Genomic DNA, 25,847 nt, shown 5'->3' on the forward strand with positions numbered 1-25,847 from the left:
TTTGCCTAGTGTTTGCTCACTCTGTGAGGGGAGGAGTGCGAACATACCACGGTCTTTTTGCATTTGTTTAATACTAGTAATAAAATGCCATATGCCTTTGGCAATCTGCTTTGTGGCTCATGGCGTTTTGCCTTGTAGTTGCTCACTCTGTAGGGGAGGGATGTCATAGCGCTTTGCTTATGGCATTTTGGTTGGGTGTACTTCTTTATAGTTTCTACTAGTATGGAAGGCTTGTACATGATACAATAGAGATAATTGAAAAAGCTTAATAAAGTGATTTAGGAAAGTTTGTATATGACGGCTTTCATGGTAAAGGAAGTAAACGAAATATGTGGGAGGTACTATGTTAAAAGTCATGACCATATTTGGGACACGTCCTGAGGCAATTAAGATGGCGCCTGTTGTTAAGGCTTTGGAAGCAGCGCCTGATATGGAGTCTATTGTAACGGTAACGGCACAGCATAGAGAGATGTTAGATCAGGTGTTGCATTTGTTTTCTATCACTCCAGATTATGATTTAAATATTATGAGTCAAGGGCAAACCTTGTATGATGTTACATGTCGTGCTTTGATGGGTTTACAAGAGGTATTGAAAGAAGCGAAGCCCGATGTAGTGCTTGTTCATGGAGATACGACAACTACTTTTGTGGGGGCGCTAGCGGCGTTTTATGAAGGGATTCCTGTTGGGCATGTGGAGGCAGGTCTTCGGACGGGTAATATTTACTCTCCCTTCCCTGAGGAGATGAATCGCAAGTTGACCGGTGCTATTGGGACATACCATTTTGCACCCACCACTACATCGGAAGCGAATTTATTGAAAGAAAATATAAATCCAGATCACTTGTATGTAACAGGGAATACGGTTATCGATGCGCTGCAAACTACAGTAAAGGAAGACTACACATTTACTGAAGAGTTGCTGAACAAAATTGATTACGTGAACCAAAAGGTTATTTTGGTGACCACTCATCGCCGTGAAAATTTAGGCGATCCAATGCGCAATGTGTATGAGGCAATTCGTGATATTATTGGAGAATATGAAGATGTAGAAGTGATCTTCCCTATGCATCGAAATCCAAAGGTGCGTAGTATTGTACAAGAGGTACTAGGTGATATGCCACGTGTACATTTGATTGAGCCATTAGAATATGAACCATTTGCAAATTTAATGGCTCGCACCTACCTCATTATGACAGACTCTGGTGGCATTCAAGAGGAAGCACCGTCCTTGGGAAAACCCGTACTAGTTCTTCGCGATACGACAGAGCGACCTGAAGCAGTCCAAGCAGGTACAGTAAAATTAGTGGGCACTGATAAAGCAACTGTATACTCCACAGCTAAAGAGTTAATTACGAATGCAGAAATGTATACTGCTATGTCAAATGCAGTGAACCCTTATGGGGATGGATTAGCATCAGAACGAATTGTACAAGCCTTACGGCATGAATTTTTTGAGCATCAAGAAAAACCATCGTCCTTTGGAAAATAATAGTCGATATATGCATTCTAGTTATAATTAAGTTGATAGCTACTTTCATTGACTGTGTAATTGAGGAATGTACACGGTTTTGAATCAAATCGTATGGAAAGTTTTGATAGATATAAAATTTATATATTGTTAAAATTGTTTTCATTGGTGGTATAATCTACGATGTTAGAGGTATAGGAGGTATGTCTATGGGGAAAGAAAAATCAGATCTATGGATGGCTATCTCCAAAGCATCAACTACGGGATTTACCATACTTTGTTCTATCGGTATCTGTATGGGTCTTGGTTATGCCTTTGATCACTATATGGGCACCAACCCATGGGGGTTGCTCATAGGTGGTATCTTCGGTGGGTTTCTAGGCCTTTACGGTGTCATACGTCAGTGTATGTAAGGAGACTGTATGAAAGAATATATAACCTATATCAAAAGTCATTGCCGATGGATACTGTCAGTGGCTATACTAGGTGTAGTCGTGTTATGGATACTGGACTGGACTCAGCACATCACGGGTTGGCTATGGGGCATGATGACATATGTTGTATATTTCTTGTATTTAGCCTTTCAAACCTACAAGATGAAAGAGGCCACCTTAGACGATGTGAAACGTCGAGTTTGGATTGGTGTTATGAGTCGGTTTAGCTTAATCGTATTGTTAGTAGGCATAAGCACGCAGATCCCTTCTATTTCCATGAAAGGTGTACTAGGCGGAATCTGTGTGTTTGTTCCTATGCAATATGTTGAGTATAGTATGTATGTACGTCAACGTAATAGGGAATCATCTATGTGAAAGGGGGTGGGAATATGGAGTTACATGCAGGGCATCATCATGTTGTTCAATGGATGGGCATATCCTTTAATATGGATACGCTATACATGACGTGGTTAGTGATGGCAATCATTATTGTAGTCACACTATTAGCTACACGGTCACGGGCCATGGTACCACAGGGGATTCAAAATGTGATGGAAGGCGTGCTAGAAGGATTGACTGGTCAGTTTAAAACGAACCTAGGCAATCAGTGGAAGTTTTTAAGCTCCATCCTATTTACGTATTTTCTGTTTATTTTGGTGAGTAATGAATTGGGCTTGATTCCAAGTCCGCATATCTTGGCATCGCCAACAAATGACATTAACACCACCTTGGGATTAGCCATTTCAAGCTCAATTCTTGTATGGATTGTAGGCTTGAAAGTAAAAGGAATTGGCTATTTTAAGCATTTTGTACAGCCATTTAAATTATTTATCATCATCAACTTAATGGAAGAAATAGCGAAACCTGTCACATTAGCCTTCCGTTTGTTTGGTAACATACTAGCGGGAGAAATTCTTTTAGAATTATTATATGCCTTGGTACCCTATGTACTTCCTATCGTATGGTTAGCCTTTAGTCTAGCAATCGGTATTATTCAAGCGTTTATTTTTGCCATGCTCGTTACCTCGTATTTGGGGATGACAATTGGAGATGGACATTAATAGTTTAGGAGGAAATCATAATGGAATTATTATTAGCAAAAGCGTATGTATTGGTTGGTTCTGCCATTGGCGCTGGTTTAGCAATTGGTTTAGCTGCGATTGGTGCAGGTATTGGTGACGGTCTTGTATCTGGTAAAGCTTTAGAAGGTATGACTCGTCAACCAGAACAATCTGGTAAATTGTTCACAAATATGTTAATTTCTGTAGGCTTAATCGAAGCGGTGCCTATTATCGCAGCAGTTATTGCGATTGTATTAGTGTTCGCAAATCCATTGGTAGACTTACTTAAATAATAGACATTAGCTAAGAGGAGGTATGACCGTTGGTAGATTTAAACGGCACACTCGTACTTCAGATTTTGAACTTTATTGTGCTAGTGTTGATTTTAGCAAAGTATGCGTATAAACCGTTATTGCAAACCATGGAAGAACGGAAACGTCGCATTGAGAATGATCTTACCAGTGCAGAACAAGCTAGAGAAGAAGCGGCTGCGTTGAAAGCTGAATATACAGCGCAATTGCAAGAAGCTCGTAAAGAAGCACAAGGGATTATCGAGACCGCAAAAGAACAAGCAGAAGCAGAATCACAAGCACAAATCAAAGAGTTACGAGCTCAACTAGTGAAAGAAAAAGAAATCGCCCGCCAAGAAATTGAACGGGAACGGGAAAAAGCAATGCAACAAATCCGTGCAGAAGTTGTGAATTTGTCTGTACAAGTGGCTGGTAAGTTAATTGGAAAAGACTTTTCCAGTGCTGATAATGTAGCTCTTGTAGAGGATACCATTGCAAAACTTGATAGTACAACTATAAGGTCGTGATACGATGAGTGTAGAAAGAATTGCAGAAACATATAGCTCCGCTATATTTGAATTAGGACAGGAATCAGGTTTGTTACCACAATTTGATACAGATCTTTCCTATGTGCAAGATTTATTTTCCACCCATGAGGAATTACGCCAAATTTTAATCAATCCTATGTTAGAAGTAGCGGGAAAAAAGAAAATTTTACAACAAATCTTTGGTAGTGAAGTGCATCCATTGATTATGAATTTTCTCAATGTTATGGTGGACCGCCGTCGCAGTCCCTATATCATGGAAACAGCTCGTGCTTACGTAAAACGCTCCCGTGAAAGTCGCGGTATTTTGGAAGCGAAAGTAACGGTTATAGAACCACTTTCAGAGGCAATGCGGGAAAAAGTATTGCGTAAGTTACAAGAGATTACTGGCAAAGAATGTGTCATCGAAGAACATGTGGATCCATCCATCTTAGGTGGCATGGTCATTCAAGTGGGAGATACTCGGATTGATGGAAGTATGGCTAGACGATTGGAAGAATTAAAAAAATCATTGCTTAATGCAAGTACCAATAAGATTGGGGTGAATGGTTAATTATGAAAATGACGCCTGAAGAAATTACTGCCATTATTAAACAGCAGATTCAGGACTATAATGTTGAATTAAACGTAGATGACGTAGGAACTGTTCTGGAAGTAGGGGACGGTATTGCGCATATCTACGGTCTTGAAAAAGCCATGGCTGGCGAATTGTTAGAGTTACCTCATGGCGTATATGGCATGGTACTCAATTTAGAACAAGATAATGTAGGCGCCGTTCTCCTAGGTAATGACTTCTTGATTAAAGAAGGCGATGAAGTGCGCCGTACAGGCCGCATCATGCAGGTTCCTGTAGGAGATGGCTTAATTGGTCGTGTTGTGAATGCCCTTGGTCAACCTATCGATGGTAAAGGGGAGATTGTGGCAGAAACACATCGACCTGTAGAATATCCAGCACCTGGTATTGCAGATCGTAAATCTGTATTTGAGCCAATGCAAACTGGTTTGAAAGCCATTGATGCGATGGTACCAATCGGTCGTGGTCAACGGGAGTTGATCATCGGTGACCGTGGTACTGGTAAAACAGCGATTGCTATTGATACAATCTTGAACCAAAAAGGACAAGATGTTATCTGTATCTATGTAGCCATCGGTCAAAAAGAATCTACTGTAGCTCGTGTTGTACAAAAATTAGAAGAAGCAGGGGCTATGGACTATACAATCGTTGTGTCTGCTGGTGCTTCTGAAGGGGCTCCTATGCAGTACTTAGCACCATATTCTGGGGTAGCTATGGGTGAACATTTCATGTACCAAGGTAAACATGTACTTTGCGTATATGATGATTTAACAAAACAAGCTGCTGCCTATCGTGCAATGAGTTTGTTGTTACGTCGTCCTCCAGGACGTGAAGCGTACCCTGGTGACGTGTTCTACTTACATTCTCGTTTATTGGAACGTTCGGCAAAAGTATCTGATGAATTGGGTGGCGGATCTATTACAGCTTTACCAATTATCGAAACACAAGCAGGTGACGTATCTGCCTATATTCCAACGAACGTAATCTCCATCACGGATGGACAAATTTTCTTGGGTACAGATATGTTCTACTCTGGCGTTCGTCCAGCAGTTGACGTAGGTTTATCCGTATCTCGTGTAGGTGGTAGTGCGCAAATTAAAGCGATGAAACAAGTAGCTGGTAAATTGCGCTTGGAATTGGCACAATATCGTGAATTGGCGGCTTTCGCGCAGTTCGGTTCTGATTTGGATGCCTCCACAAAAGCACAATTAGATCGTGGTGAACGCTTAACTGAAATGTTGAAACAACCACAATACTCTCCGTTAAAAGTAGAAGAACAAGTGGTATGTTTATATGCAGGTATTAATGGCTATTTCAAACGATTAGCTGTTCATGATGTACCAGCATTCCAAGATGCCTTATTACACTATGTACATGGTAATTATGCCAATGTATTAGCATCAATTAGAGATACTAAGAAATTAGAAGAAGATACAGAAAAAACATTGCAACAAGCGATTTTAGAATGTATTGATGTCTTTGGTGCTACTCACGAATTATTACCAGAGGAGGCGTAATCTATGAGTAGTGCACAAGACTTACGCAAGCGTATAAAAAGTGTCACTAATACGCAGCAAATTACAAAAGCTATGAAGATGGTAGCATCTGCTCGTCTACGTCGTGCACAACAAAAAGCGAAAGGTACTGAACCTTATACAGAACGTCTCCGCCACATGCTGCATCAAAGCATGTCCTCTCTAGATGGGGGCGCAGATTTACCGCTACTCACAGTTCGTCCTGTGAATAAGGTAGCCTATGTGGTGGTAGGTGCTGATAAAGGTTTGGCTGGTGCTTATACTAGTAATATCATTAAATACGTGCAATCCTTGCTCAAGGATACGCCAACAGATGCCTATGGTTTATTCACAGTGGGTCGTAAGCCAACGGAATATTTCACAGGCCATGGCTATTCTGTAGTCTCTGAGTTGCAAGGTTTTTCTGATAAACCAGGCTTTCATCATGCTCAAGACATTGTGGAACAAGTGAAAACCATGTTCTTGTCTGGTGAGGTAGATGAAGTGGTATTGGTATACACTAAGTTTGTGAACTCCTTATTGCAAGAAGTGACTCATGAGCGCTTATTACCTCTTTCATTAGAGTCCGATACAGCAGAGGCCGGTGAAAGTTTATTCTATCCGGACCAAGGGTCTGTATTGGAACAATTATTGCCAGCCTATGTGGAAAGCACTGTATATAATGCATTGCTACATGGGGCGGCTAGTGAATTAGGTGCCCGTATGACGGCCATGACATCCGCTACTGATAATGCAGGCGAATTGATTGGTACCTTGCACTTAGAATACAATAAGTTGCGCCAAGCAGGTATTACTAACGAAATTTCTGAAATCGTAGGCGGTGCAAACGCATTGCAATAATAGATAAAGGAGTATCTCGTATATGAGTACAAATATAGGTAAAGTAGTTCAGGTTATTGGACCGGTGGTAGACGTTGTCTTCCCAAAAGGTGAATTGCCTGCTATTTACAATGCAATTACTATTACAAAAGGCGACGAACAAGAAACGTCTAAAATTGTTGTAGAAGTGATGCAACATTTAGGTGATGACACAGTTCGTTGTGTAGCCATGAGTTCCACTGATGGATTAACTCGTGGTATGGAAGCAGTGGACACAGGTGCCGCTATTTCCGTTCCTGTTGGTGATGGTGTACTAGGCCGTATTTTCAACGTATTAGGCGAAACAGTAGACCATGATCCAGCGGAAGTGAAAGTGAATGAACACTGGCCAATTCACCGTGCCGCTCCAAAATTTGATGAATTAGCACCAGAAACTAATATTTTAGAAACTGGTATTAAAGTCGTAGACTTAATTGCGCCATATGTAAAAGGTGGTAAAATCGGTCTATTTGGCGGTGCCGGTGTAGGTAAAACAGTTCTAATCATGGAATTGATTCATAACATCGCTACAGAACACGGTGGTTACTCCGTATTCGCAGGCGTTGGTGAACGTACCCGTGAAGGGAATGACCTTTGGAACGAAATGAAAGAGTCTGGCGTATTGTCTAAAACAGCTCTTGTATATGGACAAATGAATGAGCCTCCTGGAGCTCGTATGCGTGTAGCTTTGACAGGTTTGACAATGGCCGAATATTTCCGTGATGTACAACAACAAGACGTGTTGTTATTCGTAGATAACATTTTCCGTTTCATCCAAGCTGGTTCCGAAGTGTCTGCCTTGCTAGGTCGTATGCCATCTGCCGTTGGTTACCAACCAACATTGGCTAATGACGTAGGGGCATTACAAGAACGTATTACATCGACAAAAGAAGGTTCCATTACGTCTGTACAAGCCGTGTATGTACCTGCCGATGACTTGACTGACCCAGCGCCAGCGGCTACATTTGCTCACTTGGATGCTACTACAGTATTGTCTCGTTCCATTGCAGAACTTGGTATTTATCCAGCTGTGGATCCATTGGACTCCACAAGCCGTATCTTGGATCCATTAGTATTAGGGGAAGAACATTACTCCGTAGCTCGTGGCGTGCAAGAAGTACTTCAAAAATACAAAGATTTACAAGATATCATTGCCATCTTAGGTATGGAAGAATTGTCTGAAGCGGATAAATTGACCGTAGCTCGTGCTCGTAAAATTCAACGTTTCTTGAGTCAACCATTCTTCGTAGCCGAAGTATTTACAGGCAGTCCTGGTAAATATGTGCCATTGAAGGAAACATTGCGTGGTTTCCGTGAAATCCTAGAAGGTAAACATGATGACTTACCGGAAAGTGCTTTCTACATGGTGGGAACTATCGATGAAGCTGTTGCCAAAGGAAGGGACATGTTAGGGAAAGGAGAATAATCTATGAGTACCATGCATGTAACAATTATTACTCCTGATGAAACAGTGTTTTCTGGAGACGCAACGATGGTGGTAGGAAAAGCTCTCGATGGAGAGTTTGGTATCCAACCACATCATATGCCTTTAGTGAGCGCTTTGGCGCCTGGGGCGATTCGCATTGACCATGATGGCAAGCGTGAAGAATTTATACTACCTGGGGGATTCCTAGAAGTGGAAAATAATTCTGTGTATATCACGACGGCCTCTTGTGAACGTGCTTAATTACATATCGAAGAGATAGAAAAAGGGTTGTACCAACTGTGTTTAGCAGTCTGGTACAACCCTTTTGAATACATAGTTGTCTATATTAGTTTTGTAATGAATCTAAGAATAGTTTGATACGGCGCAAGGCCTCTTGGATAGTTTCCTTAGAGGACGCATAGGAACAACGAATACGGTTAGCACCGCAAGTGCCGAAAGCAGATCCTGGTACAACCGCAACGTGTTGTTGTTCTAGCAATTGTTCGCAGAAACTTTCATCGGATAAACCGGTTTGGGAAATATCAGGGAACACGTAGAAAGCCCCTTCTGGAACGGCGATAGGTAAGCCCATGTCTTGGAAGCCTTTCACAATCATGTCGCGACGTTCCAAGTAATCTTGGCGCATGGACACTACGGAGTCATCGCATTCGTTGAGAGCCACGATGGCAGCGTGTTGCACTGGAGTAGCTGGTGCGACAATGCTGTATTGATGCAGTTTAATGCAGGCCGTAATGAATGGTGCTGGAGCACAGAGAAACCCAATGCGAAGACCGGTCATAGCATAGGACTTGGAGAAGCCGTTTAAGATGATGGTCCGTTCTTTCATGCCCGGCAAGGATGCCATAGATACATGGTCCTTGTGGTAGGTAAGTTCTGAGTAAATTTCATCGGAGATGATGATCAGGTCATGGGCTTTCGCAAAGTCTGCGATAGGCAACAGATCTTCATAGTCCATGATGGCTCCCGTAGGATTGCTTGGGTAGCACATTAAAATAGCTTTTGTCTTTTCTGTTACAAGTGTTTCTAATTCTTCCACACGAAGTTTGAAACCATCTTCCAAATGTGTTGGCACAGGTACAGCCTTGCCACCGCACATATGAACTTCTGCTTGGTGAGCCACGTAGGATGGATTTGGAATTAATACTTCGTCTCCTTCGTTTAGCAATGCCCGCAAAGAAAGGTCGATGGCTTCACTGGCACCAATGGTAAGCATCATTTCATCTGTACCGTAAGACACATGGTAACGGCGGTTGTACCAATTGCTGATAGCCTCGCGCAAGGGCAAGATGCCTGCATTTGGAGAGTAGTTCGTTTCTCCTCGTTCTACGCTAGCCACAAGTGCATCTAGTACAGGTTGAGGAGGAATGTAATCGGGTTCCCCTACGCAAAGGGAGATGACATCGTCCATAGCCATGGCTTTTTCCCAAAACTTACGAATCCCAGATGGGGGAAGTGTTTGTGTCATAGTTGAAAGATAATTGTTCCAGTTCATAGGTTGTCCTTTCTGATACATGATGCATGTATCTCTATGTTAAATGTTATGGGTGTTGTATTACCTGATATGGGCTCTGACTCATAAGAGGTCTTACGAAGATCGCAAGCCATAAAATAAGTTCATATAGAATTAACTACTTATAAGAATGCATACAGAGGATAACAACACCTTTTATAATGATAGAGTTAACAATAGTAACAGTGTACCACATTCTTAGAAAAGAACCTAGTCGATTAGAGGTTCTTTTTTATTGCATATAGTGTATAATTGTAGGTATGACATAGCATTTCATCAGAACTTATGTCATACTATAAAGATAGAGACATATTCTCTAAGCATTGTTACAACCTAAGAGGTTGTAACTGACTTTCACATAAAAACTCACAAGATAGAATAGATACAGTTGTAATGATGGGAAAGGAGTTACCGATGGAAACATTTTCCGTTACCTATGCATTGCATGTTCCCACCTATGAAGAGGCGAAGCAAGTGGCTTGGTCCATACAGGTGGAGCAAACCATTGAATTTCCTTATGAATTATTAGGTGAAAGCGATGCACGCCGTCATATGGTGGGACAATTGCTTTCGCTGGAAGAAAAAGAAGATTGTTTTTGGGCAAAGATTGCCTACCCGGTAGAGACATCAGGGTTTGAAGTGACACAGTTTTTAAATGTAGTCTTTGGCAACTCTTCCTTGCAACCACATATTTGGATAGTAGATATTGAGTTTAGCCCTAGTTTGTTAGACGTGTTTAAAGGTCCTAAGTTTGGATTAGCTGGCATTCGAGAATTATGCCAGACCCCAACTCGGCCTATGATTCAAGCGGTCATCAAACCGATGGGCACGCCCAATGAAGAATTGGCTCGCATGTGTCATGCTTACACCATGGGCGGTGCGGATGTGATCAAGGATGACCATGGATTGACGAATCAATCCTTTTCGCCTTTCAAAGATCGTGTGTCACGATGTGCTCATGCGGTGCAAGAGGCGAATGCTAAAAGTGGTCATCATACCCTCTATGCAGCGAATGTATCTGGGGATGGCACCGATGTACTAGAACGGGCTCACTATGCAAAAGAAGTGGGTGCTACGGCTCTCATGGTGGCTCCGTCCTTAATCGGATTTGGTTGGCTCCATCGGTTGGCTACGGATGATTCACTGAACCTGCCATTAATTGTACATCCTGCTATGATGGGTGGATTCACGTTACCGGGTACATCGGGCATTGCAGCTACCATTTGGATGGGCTTATTACCACGTATCTTCGGCGGTGATATGAATATTTTCGTATCCTACGGTGGGCGATTTACATTCAAACCGGAATTATGCCGTCAAATTTGTGATGCTAATCGAAAATCATTGGCAACTATCAAAGCATCTTGCCCAGCTCCAGGTGGGGGTGTAACTGAGGCTCGATTACCAGAATTGGTGAGCATTTACGGTACAGATACGATGTTCCTTGTAGGGGGCGATATGTTCCGACGAGGACCCGATTTAACAGACAATATGAAAGCTTTCATAGATGTATTAGAAAGAAGCTAGGAGACATATGACATTGGAAGAAAAAGAATTACAAGTTCATGTCGTAGCTAGCGGTAGTAAAGGGAATTGCACCATTATTCGCAGTTCTCACAGTGCAGTGATTATTGATGCAGGCATTAGTTGCCGGCGGATTACGAATGCCTTACAAGACTTGGAGATACCGAAGCATATAGTCGAAGGGATTGTTATTACCCATGAACATTCTGATCATATTGCAGGGGTACCTCAAATGATTAAACAAATGGGTTTACCTATTATCACAAGACCTAATACAGCACGGCGCCTTATGGATAAATTTAGCGTATCTGCGGAGTGCTTTCAAACGTTAGGGACGAAAGAAGTGACCATAGGGGATATGGTATTACAACCATTTTCTACTAGCCATGATGCGGTGGACCCGATAGGAGTCACTTGTTATAAAGGGCATACAAAAGCAGCTTTGCTAACAGATACAGGTATGGTATCAAAGGAGATGTTAACACATTTGCATGATACCAATTTATTGGTCTTGGAAGCGAACTATGATGAACAGATGTTGCTCTATGGACCGTACTCACCAGATTTAAAACGTCGTGTAAAAGGCCAATCAGGACATTTGTGTAATATAACGGCTATGAAAGTGTTATCAGCCCTAAGACGACCTAAGGGGATGGAAGTTGTCTTTGCTCATCGTTCCGAGCAAAATAATTCCCTCCATTTAGTAGAGCAGCTATCAGATCGCTTGTTAGCTTGGTGCCACACACAAGGTCAAGAAGGGTTTACGGCGTATCATGGAGATCCCAAAAAGTATACTTCCATTGGTGTATCTCGTGATATATAAAGAGTCTTAGATTGGCATGTATTGAAGGTTTTAGGAGATAGGAATCTATGAAATTTTCTATCTATTGTATAGGAAAGTTAAAAGAACCTTATTTACGAGAAGGGGTGGCAGAATTTGTTAAGCGAGTGCAACCGTATGGGGGCATCACTATTACAGAGCTACCAGAAAGTAAATTAGGAGATAAGCCAAGTCCATCAGATAAGCAAAAAGCCCTCTATGATGAAGGGCAGCGATTGCTCAAATATTGCACACCACAATCCTTTGTGGTATTGCTAGATGTATATGGAAAGCAAATAAGTTCTGAAGACTTGGCAAAACGAATTAGTGAATTAGAAGTGCAAGGCCATAGCGAGATGGTGTTCTTCATTGGTGGCGCCTTTGGGGTGTCTGAAGAATTACGGCAACGAGCACAATGGAAATTGTCCATCAGTCCCATGACTTTCACCCATCAGATGGTGCGACTTGTACTAGTAGAACAATTATATAGAGCTTGTAAGATTAATCGAAATGAACCTTATCATTGGTAAGAAAGGAGATATGCATGGCAAGTGCAATTGAAAAAGGAATTACTTATGTATCAGCAGATATACAGGAGTTGCCCCTAGAGGATCCAGAATTTGTAGGGCATTATACAACAGAATTAATAGAAGGAAAAGAAGATATTCTTGCGATTCAAAATGAAAAACAGGGATTGGTACAAGGATATGAGGCACTCTTTGTCGAATTAGAAGAGAAGGGGCAATCAGAGTCTTTAGAAGAACGTCGTCATATGGTGTCAGATAGTATAGGAGAATATACGAATGTAACAGATACAGTATGCACTGTATTAGATATCTATATAGATATGGCGAATATGATTCAACAAATGGAAACATCTGGTGGTAATCCAGCGTATTTATTGCATCGTAAACAAGAATTGCTAGAACAGAATGTAGAACTAAATAAGATTTTTGATCGTCTAGATTATTATATTTCTACCGTGGTCGAGATGCTTTCAAAAGAAACAGAATTTGCGAAATCTGTGGTAGCCGGTGGCACAAGTGCTTCGGAAGAAGATGTAGTGCATATGTTACTTTTACATCAAACAGCACTGAGTTCTTGCGTAGAAATTAATAAGGCTTTGGTAGAGCGATTGCAATTAATGGTACCTCGTCTTGAAGGATTGCGAGAAGATGTGATGAAAGTACAGGTCCATTCTGTAGCAAGTGATGTAGAAGAACGTAGAAAGCGATTGCAAGAATTGCGTCAACAAGCGAAAATAGAAGATGTAACGGATTACACGGATTTAGAAGGGCAATATCGTCATGCTTATGATGATGAAGGAAACCACATCGGAACCCAAGAAGGGGGCGATGGGGGTAACCGTAAAAGTTTGACTGCCATTTTGGTTGTAACAGCGATAGTCATTGCTATCTTTGCTGCCTATGTATATATGAAATAGGAGGACTTCACTATGACATTACAAGAAATTATGAACAAATACCCAATTACTGTTGGTAAAGATGAACAAATTACAAATGTAGCCAAACTGATGGTAAAACACAATTTAACAGCTATTGCTGTAGTAGATGAAGATAACAAGTTGATTGGCATTGTATCAGAAGGTGATTTGTTGTATAAAAAGGTTCGCCCCCATGCGCCACATTACATCAATATTTTAGGAGCTAATATCTATTATGGCGGCATCGGTGAATATGATGGACAATTCAAAAAATTGATGGCTAACCATGTAGAAGAAATCATGACCACAGAAGTAATCACTGCCTATGCAGATGCAGAAGTGGAAGTAACGGTGGGAGCCATGGTTGAAAAATATTTGAAAAATTTACCAGTCGTTGATGATGCGTATCATTTGATTGGTATGGTAAGCCGTCATGATATCATGAAACTTATCGCTGAAGAACAAGGTAAATAGGGAAATAATTGCACGATTGACAACTTTATGATAATATTAAAAATGCAATATTAAAACTTATAATTTGGGTGCATTATACCCTAAGGAGGAAATACTTTCATGAAAGCAACTGTAACTGCTGTTGATCAGCACAAGGTATCTATTACAATCGAAATTCCAGCGGAAGATGTGAAAAAAGGTTTTGCGCAAGCTGTAAAACGCATCGCTGGCCAAGTTAATATTCCAGGCTTCCGTAAAGGTAAAGCACCTCGTAAAATTTTGGAAATGAACTATGGTAAAGAAGCTATCGCTGAAGAAGCGTTTGAATTATTAGCAGGTCGTGCTTACACAGAAGCACTTCGTGAAAATGAAATCGTTCCTGTTAGCAACCCAGACATTGAACGTGAACAATTCGAAGAAGGTAAAGATTTAATCTTCAAAGCAACAGTAGTAAAACAACCAGAAGTAACTTTGGGTGACTACAAAGGCTTAGAAGTTGAAAAACAAGATGCTACTATCACTGATGAACAAGTAGAAGAACAATTGAACAATATCCGTAGCCAACAAGCTAAAATGGTAGCAGCTCCAGAAGATGCAACTGTACAAAACGATGACTTTGCTACAATTGATTTCAAAGGTTTCATCGATGGCGAAGCATTTGATGGTGGTGAAGGTAAATCCTACCCATTGCAAATCGGTTCTGGCAGCTTCATCCCTGGCTTTGAAGACCAATTAATCGGCCACAAAGCTGGTGAAGATGTAACTGTTACTGTATCTTTCCCAGAAGATTACTTCGTAGCAGAATTAGCTGGTAAAGAAGCAAAATTTGAATGCCATATCCATGATATTAAACGTAAAGAATTACCAGAAATCACTGATGAATTCGTACGTTCCGTATCTGTAGGTCAAGGTAAAACTGAGCCATCTTACAATACAGCAGAAGAATTTGTAGCAGATCTTCGCAAACGTATGGAAGATGATGCAGCACGTCGTGCTATCGATGCATACAATGCAGGTTTAGTGGAATTAGCTGTTAAAAATGCAACAGTAGATATCCCTGAAATCATGATTGAAGACCGCGCTGAACAAATGGTTCAAGAATTAGCAATGAACCTTGAAGGTCGTGGTTTGAAATTAGAAGACTACTTAAAATTCTCTAATAAAACTATTGAAGAATTACGTGAAGAAAATAAAGCAGCAGCCGCTGAAAACGTTCGCGCTGACTTAGTATTAGATGAAATTGCAAAAGCAGAAAACGTTCAAGTTACTCCTGAAGACATGAACTATGAAATCTTTGCTATGTCCCAACAATTCGGTGCTGACCCTAAAGAAGTATACGATATCATTGTAAAAGAAGGTCGTGTATCTATGTTAGCTAGTTCCGTAGCACGTAAAAAAGCAGCTCGTTTCATCGTAGACAATGCTAAAGGTGCTGAAAAAGCTGAATAATTGCTAATGCAGGTACATGTATAAGAGGTGTTAGATGTCTATGTATGTGCCAATCGTGGTAGAGCAAACTGGTCGTGGTGAACGCTCCTACGATATTTATTCTCGTCTATTAAAAGATCGAATTATTCTATTGAGTGGTCCTATTGATGATACGGTTGCTAATAGTATTGTAGCTCAATTGCTATTCCTAGAATCTGAAGATCCAGATAAAGATATTCACTTGTACATTAATAGCCCAGGTGGTGTGGTAACGGCTGGTATGGCGATTTACGATACTATGCAGTACATTAAACCTGATGTGTCCACGATTTGCGTGGGCTCAGCAGCTAGTATGGGTTCCTTGTTGCTTACAGCGGGAGCCCCTGGCAAACGATATGCGTTGCCACACTCTCGCATTATGATTCACCAACCATTGGGTGGTGTTCAAGGGCAAGCGTCTGAAATTGAAATTCACGCTCGTGAAATATTGCGGTTACGAGAAGAATTGAATGGCGTGTTAGCACATCATACGGGTCAACCAATAGAAGTGATTGCACAAGATACAGATCGTGATAATTTCATGTCTGCAGAAGATGCAAAAGCATATGGTTTGATTGATAAAGTATTGACTCGTCCATCCTCAACAGAAAAATAAGGAGACAGGGGTTTGAATAAAGACGATAAAGAAAGACGTTGTAATTTTTGCGGTAGAGCAGAAACAGAAGTCGAACGATTGATAGCGGGTCCTAATGTGTTCATTTGCAATGAATGTATTGATGTATGCCAGCATATTATTGATGAAGACAAAATTGAAGAACTACCGGAAGCGTTTGATTTAAACGATATCCCGACTCCAAAAGAAATTAAAGCTCATCTTGATCAATACGTGATTGGTCAAGATGATGCTAAAATTTCCTTGTCTGTAGCCGTATATAATCATTACAAACGTTTGCAACATGATAATGTCATCGATGATGTAGAACTGCAAAAGTCCAATGTATTATTCATTGGTCCTACAGGTAGTGGCAAGACATTATTGGCTCAAACATTAGCAAAAATGTTACAAGTACCATTTGCCATGGCAGATGCTACTAGTTTGACAGAGGCAGGCTATGTAGGGGAAGATGTAGAAAACATTCTCCTCAAACTGATTCAAGCCGCCGACCATGATATAGAGCTAGCTGAACGAGGTATCATCTACATTGATGAAATCGATAAAATTGCTCGTAAATCAGAAAATCCGTCCATTACTCGCGATGTATCTGGCGAGGGTGTACAACAAGCATTACTGAAGATCCTAGAAGGAACAGTAGCCTCTGTACCACCACAAGGAGGACGGAAGCATCCTAATCAAGAGATGTTACATTTAGATACAACAAATATCTTGTTTATTTGCGGTGGTGCTTTTGATGGTATGGACAAAGTAATCACGAAGCGAACTGCGAAGAAAACATTAGGTTTTGGTGCAGATATTCAAAAGAAAGAGGAAAAAGATGTAGCCTCTATTTTGAAAGAAGTTGTGCCAGAAGACTTACAAAAATTCGGGTTAATACCTGAATTTATCGGACGATTGCCAGTGATGGTTACGCTCAGCCCACTTGATGAAGAGGCATTGATCAAAATTTTAACAGAGCCTAAAAATGCATTGACTAAGCAATATGAAAAAATGCTGTCTTTAGATGATGTGAAATTAGTCTTTGAATCAGATGCACTCCGTGAGATTGCGAAAGAAGCCTTGGAACGCAATACGGGAGCACGCGGATTACGGGCCATTATCGAAAAAGTTATGAAACGTGTCATGTATGAAGTACCATCTATGAAAGATGTAAAAGAATGCATTGTAACAGACAAAGCGGTTCGTGGCGAAGAAGAGCCAATACTCAATAAATGAGTCCACGCTGAAGCAATCAGATAGTAAAGGCAAAGAAACTCATTTCAAAGGCGGAATGGGTTTCTTTTTATCATATAGTACTGGGAGGTTCAATGGAAACTAAACCTATGACATTACCGATGGTTCCCCTACGTGGAATTGTTGTATTTCCCAAAGTAGTGACACAATTAGATATTGGTCGTACCACATCGGTACAGGCTGTAAAAGCAGCTATGGACAAAGACCAATATTTGGTGGTTACTGCTCAGAAAGACGAAAATATCGAAACTCCTACCTTGGAAGAAGTATATCAAGTTGGGACGATTGTTAAAATAAATCAAATGCTCCGCTTACCAGGGGGCGTGGTTCGTATTTTAGTAGAAGGCGTAAGCCGTGTTAAGTTAGACGCCATTTTAGGTACAGACCCATTTTATGAAGTATCAGTAACTCCGTTGGAGACTCTTCATGAAGATCCAATGGAAGAAGAAGCATATCGACGTATCTTGCAAACTAAATTTGCACAATGGGTAGAGGTGCTTAAGCCCAATACAGATGAAGGATTAGATCATGTTTTGGGAAGCTCAGATGCTAGTGAATGGGCGGACCAAGTAGCATTCCTTGTGCCTATTCAATTGAAAGTACGCCAAAATATTTTAGAAGAGTTATCCGTAAATCGACGTTTGAATATGGTTGTAGGCGTATTGAATACAGAGCTACAAATTTCGGATATGGAAAGCTCCATTAATAACCAAGTTCGTCAATCTATGGAAAAAGCACAAAAGGAATATTTCTTGCGTGAAAAAATCCGTATTATCCACGATGAATTAGGGGATAAAATGGACCCTGACCAAGAGGCAGAAGAATTACGAGAACAGTTGGCAAAATTAGAATTACCAGAGGATATCCATGCACGTATCGACAAAGAGATTACTCGCTATAGTCGTATGCCACAAATGATGCCCGAATCCAATATTTTGCGTAATTATATTGATTGGTTATTGCAATTACCTTGGAATACTTTGTCTGATGATCGGTTAGAATTGAAAGAAGCTAGCGATGTACTTGACGGTGACCATTATGGTTTGGAAAAAATTAAGAAACGCATTCTAGAATTTTTAGCAGTTCGCAAGTTGTCTGGCAAACAAGGCGGCTCCATATTATGTTTAGTAGGACCACCAGGGGTAGGTAAAACATCTTTAGCAAGCTCCATTGCAAAAGCTATGAATCGTAAATTTATCCGTGCCTCCTTAGGTGGTGTCCGTGATGAAGCTGAAATTCGCGGCCATCGTCGTACCTATGTAGGAGCCTTGCCAGGTCGTATGATCCAAGGGCTAAAAAATGCAGGTACTCGTAATCCTGTATTCTTGCTTGATGAAATTGATAAATTGGCATCTGATTATAAAGGGGATCCATCTTCTGCTTTATTAGAAGTGTTAGATCCTGAACAAAATAGCACATTCAGTGACCATTACATTGAAATTCCATTTGATTTCTCTGATGTATTCTGGATTACTACTGCCAATGTAGCGGGTAATATTCCTAGACCACTATTGGATCGTATGGAAATCATTGAACTCAGCAGCTATACAGAGGAAGAAAAATTAGAAATTGCTAAACGTTACTTAGTGCCAAAACAAATTGAGAAACATGGTTTAGAAGGTCACAGTGTGAAACTTTCAGATGCTGTGTTAAAACGTGTGATTTCCGAATATACTCGTGAAGCTGGTGTGCGTACCTTAGAAAAAACAATTGCTAAAATTTGCCGTAAATTGGCATTTGCTGTGGTTACGGAAGGTGAAAAAGCACCTAAAGTAACGGTGAAAAATTTGGAAGACTACCTAGGCACGCCTAAATTTGTGGAAGAATCTCGAGAGAAACAAGCGCAAGTTGGACTTGTATATGGTTTAGCTTGGACTTCCGTAGGTGGAGTTGTCTTACCATGTGAAGCGACAACAATGCAAGGAACCGGCAAATTAAGTTTGACTGGTAGCTTAGGCAAAGTGATGCAAGAATCTGGTCAAGCGGCTATGTCCTACATTCGTCATCGTCAAAAAGAATTGAAATTGCCAGAAAAATTCCACAAGGAACTGGATATTCATGTGCATTTACCAGAAGGGGCTACCCCTAAAGATGGCCCATCTGCGGGGATTACGATGACCTTGGCTATTGTATCTGCTTTAACCAGTAAAAAAGTGCGATCAGACATTGCTATGACTGGCGAAATTACTTTACGTGGTAGAGTATTGCCAATTGGTGGTTTGAAAGAAAAATTATTAGCGGCTCTTCGCTATGGAGTGAAAGAAGTGCTCATTCCAGAAGGCAATAAAAAAGATATTCAAGACTTACCGGATATCGTTAAAGAAGGATTGATCATCACTCCTGTGAAAACGATGGAAGAAGTATTAGAAAAGGCATTACTATGAAAAAGAAACCAGCCGTAAAACGCCATCCAAAACCAGTGTATACTAGAAAAGAGACGACAGGTCCACGCATCATCGCAGCGAAATATATAGCGTCTGCGGTGAAGGCGGATCAATACCCAGAAGGTGATACCATTGAAATCGCCTTCTTGGGACGATCCAATGTAGGAAAATCATCTCTCATCAACTCCTTGTGCAATCATCGAGGATTGGCGCTAGTCAGTGGTACGCCGGGTAAAACGAAAACGATCAACTTCTTTAGTATAGAATCAAAGGAAGATTTACCAGATGATATGGAACGTCGCTTTGATTGGTTCTTAGTCGATTTACCAGGGTATGGATATGCAAAAACAGGTGGGTCCAATACCAATATTTGGTCTTCTTTTATTGCCAATTATATTTTACAAAGTGAAAGAATGATGCTATTATGTTTACTCATTGATGGTCGTCATCCAGAGTTGCCTATCGATAAAGAGGCCTTTGATTGGTTACAATCCCATGGAGTACCTTTACAAATCGTGGTAACAAAAGCGGATAAATTAAAAATGAACGAGCGACAAAAACAGTTAAAAACTATTGAAGAGCGGTATCCAACGGGATATCCACCTATTTTGTATAGTTCTTTAAAACATACAGGTCGTGATTGTTTATTAGCACGTATTAATGCAGTCTTATTGGGGGAAGAGGAATGAGTATTCTTACAGATGCACAAATGAAGCTACGAGTCTCTAAAGATTTAGAACGCGTAGAAACATATTTGCAACAATCTCTACAAACTGGTGCAGAAGATTTTAACGCACTCATTCGTCCTCTTTCAGCAGGGGGCGGCAAGCGACTACGAGCGCAATTGTGTTTGTTAATTGCCTTGAGTGGAGATTCCAAACAAGAAGATAGAGTTCGTATGGCAGCAGCCATTGAGATGTTGCACTTGGCTACACTCATTCATGATGATGTATTAGACCAAGCCGAAGTACGACGTGGCGTAACTTCTATTCATTGTACGAAAGGCAATAAAGTGGCTATCCTCAGTGGAGACTATTTATTTGCTAAAGCTTTCGGTATTGTAGCTGAAATCGGTTCTATTCCATGCTTAACTATTTTTTCTGAAATTATTTCTGCCTTGGTAGAAGGCGAATTTATGCAAATGGAAGATGTGTACCGATTAGATCAAGGCACAGATCGATACCTTTTAAAAACACAAAAGAAAACAGCAGACTTCATTGAAGGTTGCTTGGCATTAGGCGGCATCCTTGGGGGATGGTCAGAGGAGCATATTTCATTATTGCGCACCTATGGTCATGGCTTGGGAATGGCATTCCAAATTACCGATGATGTGATGGATTACCGTGAGCAAACGGTGACCACAGGAAAACCGGTAGGGAAGGATGTGAAAGAAGGCATCTTGACCTATCCATTATTATCTATCGTAACGCCAGAAAATACAGCGTCTTTGACAACTATGATTGAGGAAATCCGTGAGGGCAAAGATACAAAAGAGTTGTTGGATTATGTCGTTGCAGAAGGCGGCATCGATAAAGCGTTAGCTCTTGAGGCGATGTATCGCAGACAAGCAGAGATAGCATTAGAGCAATTGCCGTCCTTTAAAGGAAAAGATATTTTGGAAACTGTTCTTGAAAAATTATCGAACCGTAAGGTGTAAGCATGAAAGAATTTCAAGTAAAAGACTTTGACATGAGTGCCAAACGTCCGTCCTTGAATAGTGTGATAGCGCAAAGAAAGCGTCTTGCTCAGCAACAAGCAGAGCAAGACGCCTTATTGCAAGAGGATAACTATACAGATACGGAAGCGAAACTTATGGAAGAGGCGTCCTCTATGTCCGTAGTAGATCATTTAAGCGAACTTCGCATGCGTCTAGTAGTAGCCATTGTGGCAATCATCATATGCACTTTGGGGGCGTACTATTATGTGGAGGATATTCTGCAGATTTTAGTGGCTCCAGCTGGAAAATTGTATTATACAAAACCGACGGAAGCTTTCTTCACATATATGAAAATTTCCATAGTAGCAGGTTGTATTATATCGAGTCCTATTTGGTTTTACCAGTTATGGGCGTTCATTGTACCAGCCTTGTCGAAAGGTGAGAAAAAGGTAACCTTTATGGTGGTACCTACGGCAGTCACCTTATTCGTGGTAGGGGTGCTGTTTTCATATTACCTAGTCTTACCAATGGCTATACAATTTTTTATCGGCTTTGGTACGGATGAATTGCAACCATTGTTTTCCATCGGTCAGTATATTGATTTTGTGATCGCCTTTGTTTTACCATTTGGCATTACCTTTGAATTGCCACTGATATTGATTGCTCTTGGGGTGATGGGTATTCTTTCATCGAATCGATTACGCCAGTATCGTAAGATATTTATTCTAGTAGCTTTTGTTGTGGGGGCGGCCATTTCACCTACACCAGATATGCTATCCCAAACTATGATTGCAGGGCCTATGATTTTGCTCTATGAAATTAGTTACGGTGTATTACGATATATTGTGAAAGTATAAAGTAATGGTTCATATTACGTTCATAATTATAGTGTATACTGATTTAGAAACTGATTAGTGTATATAAAGGATGTAATATGAGACGAAAAATACTTATAAGTATCCTTAGTATTTGTGCTATTCTTTCGGTAGGGGCAATTTCTTGGTATTCATGTTGTACTGGAAATGAGTCGATTTCTACTACAACAATGGTGGATGGAACGGAGATTACATTGAAGAAAGTTCCTTTACCAGAGGTAAAAGTTGTATCTACAGAGCCGCAAAGTTCAGATGCGAAAGAGGGATCAGATTCAATCCTTGTAGATGCCAAGGGGGCTGTTAATTTATACAAGAAACAATATCCAACAGCACAAGTGAAAGGGATAACATTTGAAACACAAGATGGACGTAAAAGCTATGAGGTAGCTGGGGTATCCTCGGAAGCGGGCCATAGCGTGACCATAGATGCCACAACAGGACAGGTGTTACAAACCAATGTAGGTGAGGCTCGCGAACCGATGGTTGATTCTGCAGCCATAGATTTGGGAAATCTCATTAACCCAGAGGAAGCAAAAGAGGTGGCTATCACTATGTTGGGTAGTGATGCTCGTCTAATACGTTGGGAATTAGAAACAAAAGGATATGTTGCTCGATACCATATGGTATTGGATATGCATGGTGATACGATGCATGTAACGATTGATGCCAATTCCAGTCAGGTTATGGAAGTGACAAAAGAAGAATAAAAGCTATTCATTCCGATAGGAGTGAATAGCTTTTTATGATTTATATATGTGATAGTAAAGGATCTATTACACCATTGTCTGTGAATGCTTGTTCTCGGTCACGACAGGTTCCACAGGTGTGACAAGGAGTGTCTCCACCTTCGTAACAAGACCATGTGAGATGATAGGGTACTTGTAATCGTAGCCCTTCTTCTACAACTTGTGTTTTATTCATTGTATTCAGTGGTGCATAGAGGCGGACTTTGTTGTAGGAACCAATGTAAATGGCTTCATTCATGTGGTGATTAAAGTCAGGTCGACAGTCTGGATAGGCATTGCCCGCAGCATCGTCAGCATGAGCACCGATATAAATGGTCACTTCCTCATCTGGATAGAGGCTAAGAGCTAAGCTAGCTGCCATGGAGAGGATGAGTCCATTGCGAAACGGTACATAGGTAGACACTGAACCGCTTTCTGCAATTTGTTCACCATAGGTGCGGTGATCGATACTTTCAGTAGAAGAAGATAAGAGAGACGAATTGGAATAGGACATAACCTGAGTCAGGTCTAATTCATAGTGAGGAACACCATAATAGCCTGCAATGGCTTTGGCGGAATCTAATTCTTTTTTGTGCTTTTGCCCATACCAAATGGAAAGGGCACTCACGTTGTCTGTGCCGAGGGTATCGATGGCCATGGCTAAGCAGGTGGTGGAATCGACACCGCCACTGGATAATACTAATGCTTTCATAGGAAACCTTTCATGGAAATAAAAAAATTATAAGTGAGTACTGACATAGAACAGATGATGTACTATAATAGTAAGGATAAGATTGTTATAAAAGGAGATAGTATGCGTTTACGTAGAAAGCCGTGGATTGATGAAGCAATCCTAGAATATAATACATATACTGTACTAGAGAATCACGAAGTTTTCAAGGGAAAATGGCGTGAAAGTTTTGCAGATCCGTCCAAACCATTATACATGGAGCTAGGAACGGGAAAAGGTAAATTCATTGCAGGTATGTGTGAAGCACATCCAGAAGCAAACTTTGTTGGTTTTGAAGTACAAATTGGTGTGCTATATTACGCAGCTCAAAAATTGTATGAACAAAAAGCAGAGAATGGTAAAGTGAGCTTGTTTGATATTGCAGGTATTGAAGAGGTAATGGCACCAGGTGAGGTGGACCGTTTCTATATCAACTTCTGTGACCCTTGGCCAAAAGCTAAGCATGCTAAGCGTCGGTTGACCTATCATACATTTCTAGATCGTTATGCACGATTATTGAAAGAGAATGGAGAAATCCATTTTAAAACAGATAATGAAGGATTGTTTATGTTCTCCTTGGAGGAGTTCAAAAATTCTGGTTGGACATTAAAGAATGTAAGTTATGATTTACATAGTACGGATATGCCAAATGTACGCACAGAATATGAAGAAAAATTCAGTGCTAAAGGGCAACCAATTTTCCGCTTAGAGGCAATTAAGCCGGCTAAAGGAAGTGATACGACAAATGCAGGAGAATAGTAGTTCACCTAACAAAAATCTCGGCATATTTCAGCAAGTAAGAGCCCTTTATAAGAGTATTATCAAACATGATGGGCAGGGCATATTAGTTCCTCTCTTTGGGATTATATTAATAGGCTTTTTGAATGGCTATAGTGCTACCTATACGACGACCCTACATGGGGGGGACAATTGGAAACCATTTTGGCTTCTATTAGGTAAGCAAGCACTATTCTTGGGAGTAGGCTTTTTTGTAGCTTGGTGGTTCTATCGTTTTGACTATCGTAAATGGGGAGATCCTAAGGTACAACGTAAATTGTTGGTGATTGTACTTATCCTCATGGGTGTTGTTTTTATACCGTTTCTTGGACATGGTGCGAACGGGGCTCGCCGTTGGATTAGTTTACCTTTAGGGTTGACATTGCAACCGTCGGAATTTGCGAAGTTAGCCGCCATGCTTTGGGCAGCGTATCGTATCGATATACAAGTAAAGCAACGAGGGATTATGTACTTGTTTGAGCCTCATAAATGGGGGCAATATAAACGCTTGCACTGGCTTTGGAAAGTATGGGCCTTTGTCATATCTCAAATTAATAAATTGTGGAAAGGCTTTCGAGGAACTCCCGGCAAATTACATCCAGACTTGCTATTGCCATCTACTTTTGCGGTACCTATTCTATATGCTGTGATTACTATGTTTCAACCAGATATGGGAACAGCAATTTTGATTTTATTATTTCCTACGTTAATGACATTTTGCGTAGGCTATCGAAAATCGGATTGGAAATATTTAGGTGTAGTATTTTTTATACTCAGTGTCATTGCATATCTGTTGGTTCGCTATACAGAATATCGTTGGCTACGTGTAGTCGCTTTCTATGACCCTTGGTCAGATACAACGGTCAATGGATATCAAGTGACGCAAAGTATATTGAGTGTGTCCATTGGTGGATTCTGGGGAGAAGGATTTACGAAAGGGATTTCTAAATATAATTACTTGCCAGAAGCTCATACAGACTTTGCCTTTTCGATTTTCTCTCAAGAATTTGGCTTTGTAGGCGTTTGCTTGGTAGCTTTTTTCTTCTTGTGGTTTACGAAATATGGTTTGTCCATTGCTCGTCAATCAAGAGATGTATTAGGTCAAATCCTTGCTATAGGATTTACCTTCTTTATTACGATTCAAGCATTTTTTAATATTGCTATGGTGGTAGGTTTAGTACCAGTTACAGGGGTTCCGTTGCCATTTATCAGTTATGGTGGCTCCTCGTTGGTTACAAACTTTGCCGTTATCGGCATATTATTAAATATTGCGCGCCGCAATGAATATGCACGCAAACAAATTGGAACGACTCGTCATTTACCATCCATTGGTGAAGAAACGCGTCATCGGTTTCAACCTAAGTCTTAATGTTTTAAGTGTGATTTACACAGAAAGAGA

28 protein-coding genes are annotated in these 25,847 nt (G+C 40.7%); 26 read left to right on the plus strand and 2 right to left on the minus strand.

From position 1 onward, the window contains the following. Nucleotides 1–343 precede the first annotated feature (343 nt). The 11 genes from wecB (at nucleotide 344) to atpC (ending at nucleotide 8,452) form a co-directional block, all read left to right on the plus strand. A complete protein-coding gene (gene wecB / locus EO127_RS05235) occupies nucleotides 344–1,489 on the plus strand; it encodes a non-hydrolyzing UDP-N-acetylglucosamine 2-epimerase (RefSeq protein ID WP_127448302.1) in 1,146 nt (381 codons plus the stop codon). Nucleotides 1,490–1,677: 188 nt separating this feature from the next. After that, entirely contained in the window at nucleotides 1,678–1,881 is a 204-nt protein-coding gene (locus EO127_RS05240; protein WP_164742295.1) for an AtpZ/AtpI family protein, read from the plus strand. A 9-nt stretch (nucleotides 1,882–1,890) separates the two neighbouring features. Next, nucleotides 1,891–2,277, plus strand: coding sequence for an ATP synthase subunit I (locus EO127_RS05245; RefSeq protein ID WP_127448304.1), 387 nt, complete (start codon nucleotides 1,891–1,893; stop codon nucleotides 2,275–2,277). Nucleotides 2,278–2,291: 14 nt separating this feature from the next. Then, on the plus strand, nucleotides 2,292–2,963 hold the full coding sequence (gene atpB / locus EO127_RS05250; protein WP_009353413.1) for a F0F1 ATP synthase subunit A: 672 nt from the start codon (nucleotides 2,292–2,294) through the stop codon (nucleotides 2,961–2,963). A 20-nt stretch (nucleotides 2,964–2,983) separates the two neighbouring features. Continuing rightward, nucleotides 2,984–3,256 carry a F0F1 ATP synthase subunit C gene (atpE, locus tag EO127_RS05255; protein WP_009353316.1) on the plus strand — a complete coding sequence of 91 codons (273 nt, stop codon included), beginning with the start codon at nucleotides 2,984–2,986 and terminating at the stop codon, nucleotides 3,254–3,256. A 29-nt stretch (nucleotides 3,257–3,285) separates the two neighbouring features. Continuing rightward, nucleotides 3,286–3,780: a F0F1 ATP synthase subunit B gene (gene atpF / locus EO127_RS05260; protein WP_127448305.1), complete on the plus strand. Its 495-nt coding sequence runs from the start codon at nucleotides 3,286–3,288 to the stop codon at nucleotides 3,778–3,780. A gap of 4 nt (nucleotides 3,781–3,784) precedes the next feature. Further along, on the plus strand, nucleotides 3,785–4,351 hold the full coding sequence (atpH, locus tag EO127_RS05265) for an ATP synthase F1 subunit delta (protein ID WP_009353260.1): 567 nt from the start codon (nucleotides 3,785–3,787) through the stop codon (nucleotides 4,349–4,351). A 2-nt stretch (nucleotides 4,352–4,353) separates the two neighbouring features. Beyond that, entirely contained in the window at nucleotides 4,354–5,889 is a 1,536-nt protein-coding gene (gene atpA / locus EO127_RS05270) for a F0F1 ATP synthase subunit alpha (protein ID WP_127448306.1), read from the plus strand. Between the two features lie 3 nt (nucleotides 5,890–5,892). After that, complete coding sequence (gene atpG, locus EO127_RS05275) at nucleotides 5,893–6,747, plus strand: ATP synthase F1 subunit gamma (protein ID WP_127448307.1); 855 nt, start codon at nucleotides 5,893–5,895, stop codon at nucleotides 6,745–6,747. Nucleotides 6,748–6,769: 22 nt separating this feature from the next. Beyond that, nucleotides 6,770–8,191 carry a F0F1 ATP synthase subunit beta gene (gene atpD / locus EO127_RS05280; RefSeq protein ID WP_127010974.1) on the plus strand — a complete coding sequence of 474 codons (1,422 nt, stop codon included), beginning with the start codon at nucleotides 6,770–6,772 and terminating at the stop codon, nucleotides 8,189–8,191. 3 nt (nucleotides 8,192–8,194) lie between these two features. Next, on the plus strand, nucleotides 8,195–8,452 hold the full coding sequence (gene atpC / locus EO127_RS05285; protein WP_127448308.1) for an ATP synthase F1 subunit epsilon: 258 nt from the start codon (nucleotides 8,195–8,197) through the stop codon (nucleotides 8,450–8,452). A gap of 85 nt (nucleotides 8,453–8,537) precedes the next feature. Here the strand turns inward: atpC and EO127_RS05290 are convergent, their stop codons facing one another. Next, nucleotides 8,538–9,704 (minus strand): pyridoxal phosphate-dependent aminotransferase, encoded by a 1,167-nt coding sequence (locus tag EO127_RS05290; protein ID WP_127448309.1) that lies wholly within the window; start codon nucleotides 9,702–9,704, stop codon nucleotides 8,538–8,540. 432 nt (nucleotides 9,705–10,136) lie between these two features. Here EO127_RS05290 and EO127_RS05295 point away from each other — a divergent pair, with 432 nt between their 5' ends. The 13 genes from EO127_RS05295 (at nucleotide 10,137) to EO127_RS05355 (ending at nucleotide 22,923) form a co-directional block, all read left to right on the plus strand. Further along, nucleotides 10,137–11,249 (plus strand): RuBisCO large subunit C-terminal-like domain-containing protein, encoded by a 1,113-nt coding sequence (locus EO127_RS05295; protein WP_127448590.1) that lies wholly within the window; start codon nucleotides 10,137–10,139, stop codon nucleotides 11,247–11,249. A gap of 7 nt (nucleotides 11,250–11,256) precedes the next feature. Beyond that, nucleotides 11,257–12,069: an MBL fold metallo-hydrolase gene (locus EO127_RS05300; protein WP_127448310.1), complete on the plus strand. Its 813-nt coding sequence runs from the start codon at nucleotides 11,257–11,259 to the stop codon at nucleotides 12,067–12,069. A gap of 47 nt (nucleotides 12,070–12,116) precedes the next feature. Then, the gene (gene rlmH, locus EO127_RS05305) at nucleotides 12,117–12,596 is read left to right on the plus strand and encodes a 23S rRNA (pseudouridine(1915)-N(3))-methyltransferase RlmH (protein ID WP_127448312.1); all 480 of its coding nucleotides are present in this window, start codon (nucleotides 12,117–12,119) and stop codon (nucleotides 12,594–12,596) included. Nucleotides 12,597–12,610: 14 nt separating this feature from the next. Next, nucleotides 12,611–13,510, plus strand: a complete 900-nt coding sequence (locus tag EO127_RS05310; RefSeq protein WP_127448314.1) for a hypothetical protein — start codon at nucleotides 12,611–12,613, stop codon at nucleotides 13,508–13,510. A gap of 12 nt (nucleotides 13,511–13,522) precedes the next feature. After that, nucleotides 13,523–13,984, plus strand: coding sequence for a CBS domain-containing protein (locus EO127_RS05315; RefSeq protein ID WP_127448316.1), 462 nt, complete (start codon nucleotides 13,523–13,525; stop codon nucleotides 13,982–13,984). A gap of 99 nt (nucleotides 13,985–14,083) precedes the next feature. Continuing rightward, entirely contained in the window at nucleotides 14,084–15,412 is a 1,329-nt protein-coding gene (tig, locus tag EO127_RS05320; RefSeq protein WP_127448318.1) for a trigger factor, read from the plus strand. A 40-nt stretch (nucleotides 15,413–15,452) separates the two neighbouring features. Next, nucleotides 15,453–16,046: an ATP-dependent Clp endopeptidase proteolytic subunit ClpP gene (clpP, locus tag EO127_RS05325; protein WP_177429254.1), complete on the plus strand. Its 594-nt coding sequence runs from the start codon at nucleotides 15,453–15,455 to the stop codon at nucleotides 16,044–16,046. Between the two features lie 12 nt (nucleotides 16,047–16,058). After that, a complete protein-coding gene (clpX, locus tag EO127_RS05330; RefSeq protein WP_127068346.1) occupies nucleotides 16,059–17,282 on the plus strand; it encodes an ATP-dependent Clp protease ATP-binding subunit ClpX in 1,224 nt (407 codons plus the stop codon). Between the two features lie 92 nt (nucleotides 17,283–17,374). Beyond that, nucleotides 17,375–19,684: an endopeptidase La gene (lon, locus tag EO127_RS05335; protein WP_127448322.1), complete on the plus strand. Its 2,310-nt coding sequence runs from the start codon at nucleotides 17,375–17,377 to the stop codon at nucleotides 19,682–19,684. Beyond that, on the plus strand, nucleotides 19,681–20,373 hold the full coding sequence (gene yihA / locus EO127_RS05340; protein WP_127448324.1) for a ribosome biogenesis GTP-binding protein YihA/YsxC: 693 nt from the start codon (nucleotides 19,681–19,683) through the stop codon (nucleotides 20,371–20,373). The genes lon and yihA overlap by 4 nt, the downstream gene beginning before the upstream one ends. Further along, on the plus strand, nucleotides 20,370–21,341 hold the full coding sequence (locus EO127_RS05345) for a polyprenyl synthetase family protein (protein ID WP_127448327.1): 972 nt from the start codon (nucleotides 20,370–20,372) through the stop codon (nucleotides 21,339–21,341). Before yihA ends, EO127_RS05345 begins: the two co-directional genes overlap by 4 nt. 2 nt (nucleotides 21,342–21,343) lie before the next feature. Then, entirely contained in the window at nucleotides 21,344–22,198 is an 855-nt protein-coding gene (gene tatC, locus EO127_RS05350; RefSeq protein ID WP_127448330.1) for a twin-arginine translocase subunit TatC, read from the plus strand. Nucleotides 22,199–22,275: 77 nt separating this feature from the next. Beyond that, nucleotides 22,276–22,923 carry a PepSY domain-containing protein gene (locus tag EO127_RS05355; protein WP_127448333.1) on the plus strand — a complete coding sequence of 216 codons (648 nt, stop codon included), beginning with the start codon at nucleotides 22,276–22,278 and terminating at the stop codon, nucleotides 22,921–22,923. Nucleotides 22,924–22,963: 40 nt separating this feature from the next. Here EO127_RS05355 and queC read toward each other — a convergent pair whose 3' ends face one another. After that, nucleotides 22,964–23,653: a 7-cyano-7-deazaguanine synthase QueC gene (queC, locus tag EO127_RS05360; protein WP_127448335.1), complete on the minus strand. Its 690-nt coding sequence runs from the start codon at nucleotides 23,651–23,653 to the stop codon at nucleotides 22,964–22,966. A gap of 102 nt (nucleotides 23,654–23,755) precedes the next feature. Here queC and trmB point away from each other — a divergent pair, with 102 nt between their 5' ends. Together trmB and EO127_RS05370 are read left to right on the plus strand one after the other, a co-directional pair. Continuing rightward, nucleotides 23,756–24,430 (plus strand): tRNA (guanosine(46)-N7)-methyltransferase TrmB, encoded by a 675-nt coding sequence (gene trmB, locus EO127_RS05365; RefSeq protein ID WP_127448338.1) that lies wholly within the window; start codon nucleotides 23,756–23,758, stop codon nucleotides 24,428–24,430. Next, the gene (locus EO127_RS05370) at nucleotides 24,417–25,817 is read left to right on the plus strand and encodes an FtsW/RodA/SpoVE family cell cycle protein (RefSeq protein WP_127448340.1); all 1,401 of its coding nucleotides are present in this window, start codon (nucleotides 24,417–24,419) and stop codon (nucleotides 25,815–25,817) included. Before trmB ends, EO127_RS05370 begins: the two co-directional genes overlap by 14 nt. Nucleotides 25,818–25,847 lie beyond the last annotated feature (30 nt).

The organism is Veillonella sp. 3310, assembly GCF_003999875.1.
In the GTDB taxonomy this organism is placed as follows: domain Bacteria; phylum Bacillota; class Negativicutes; order Veillonellales; family Veillonellaceae; genus F0422.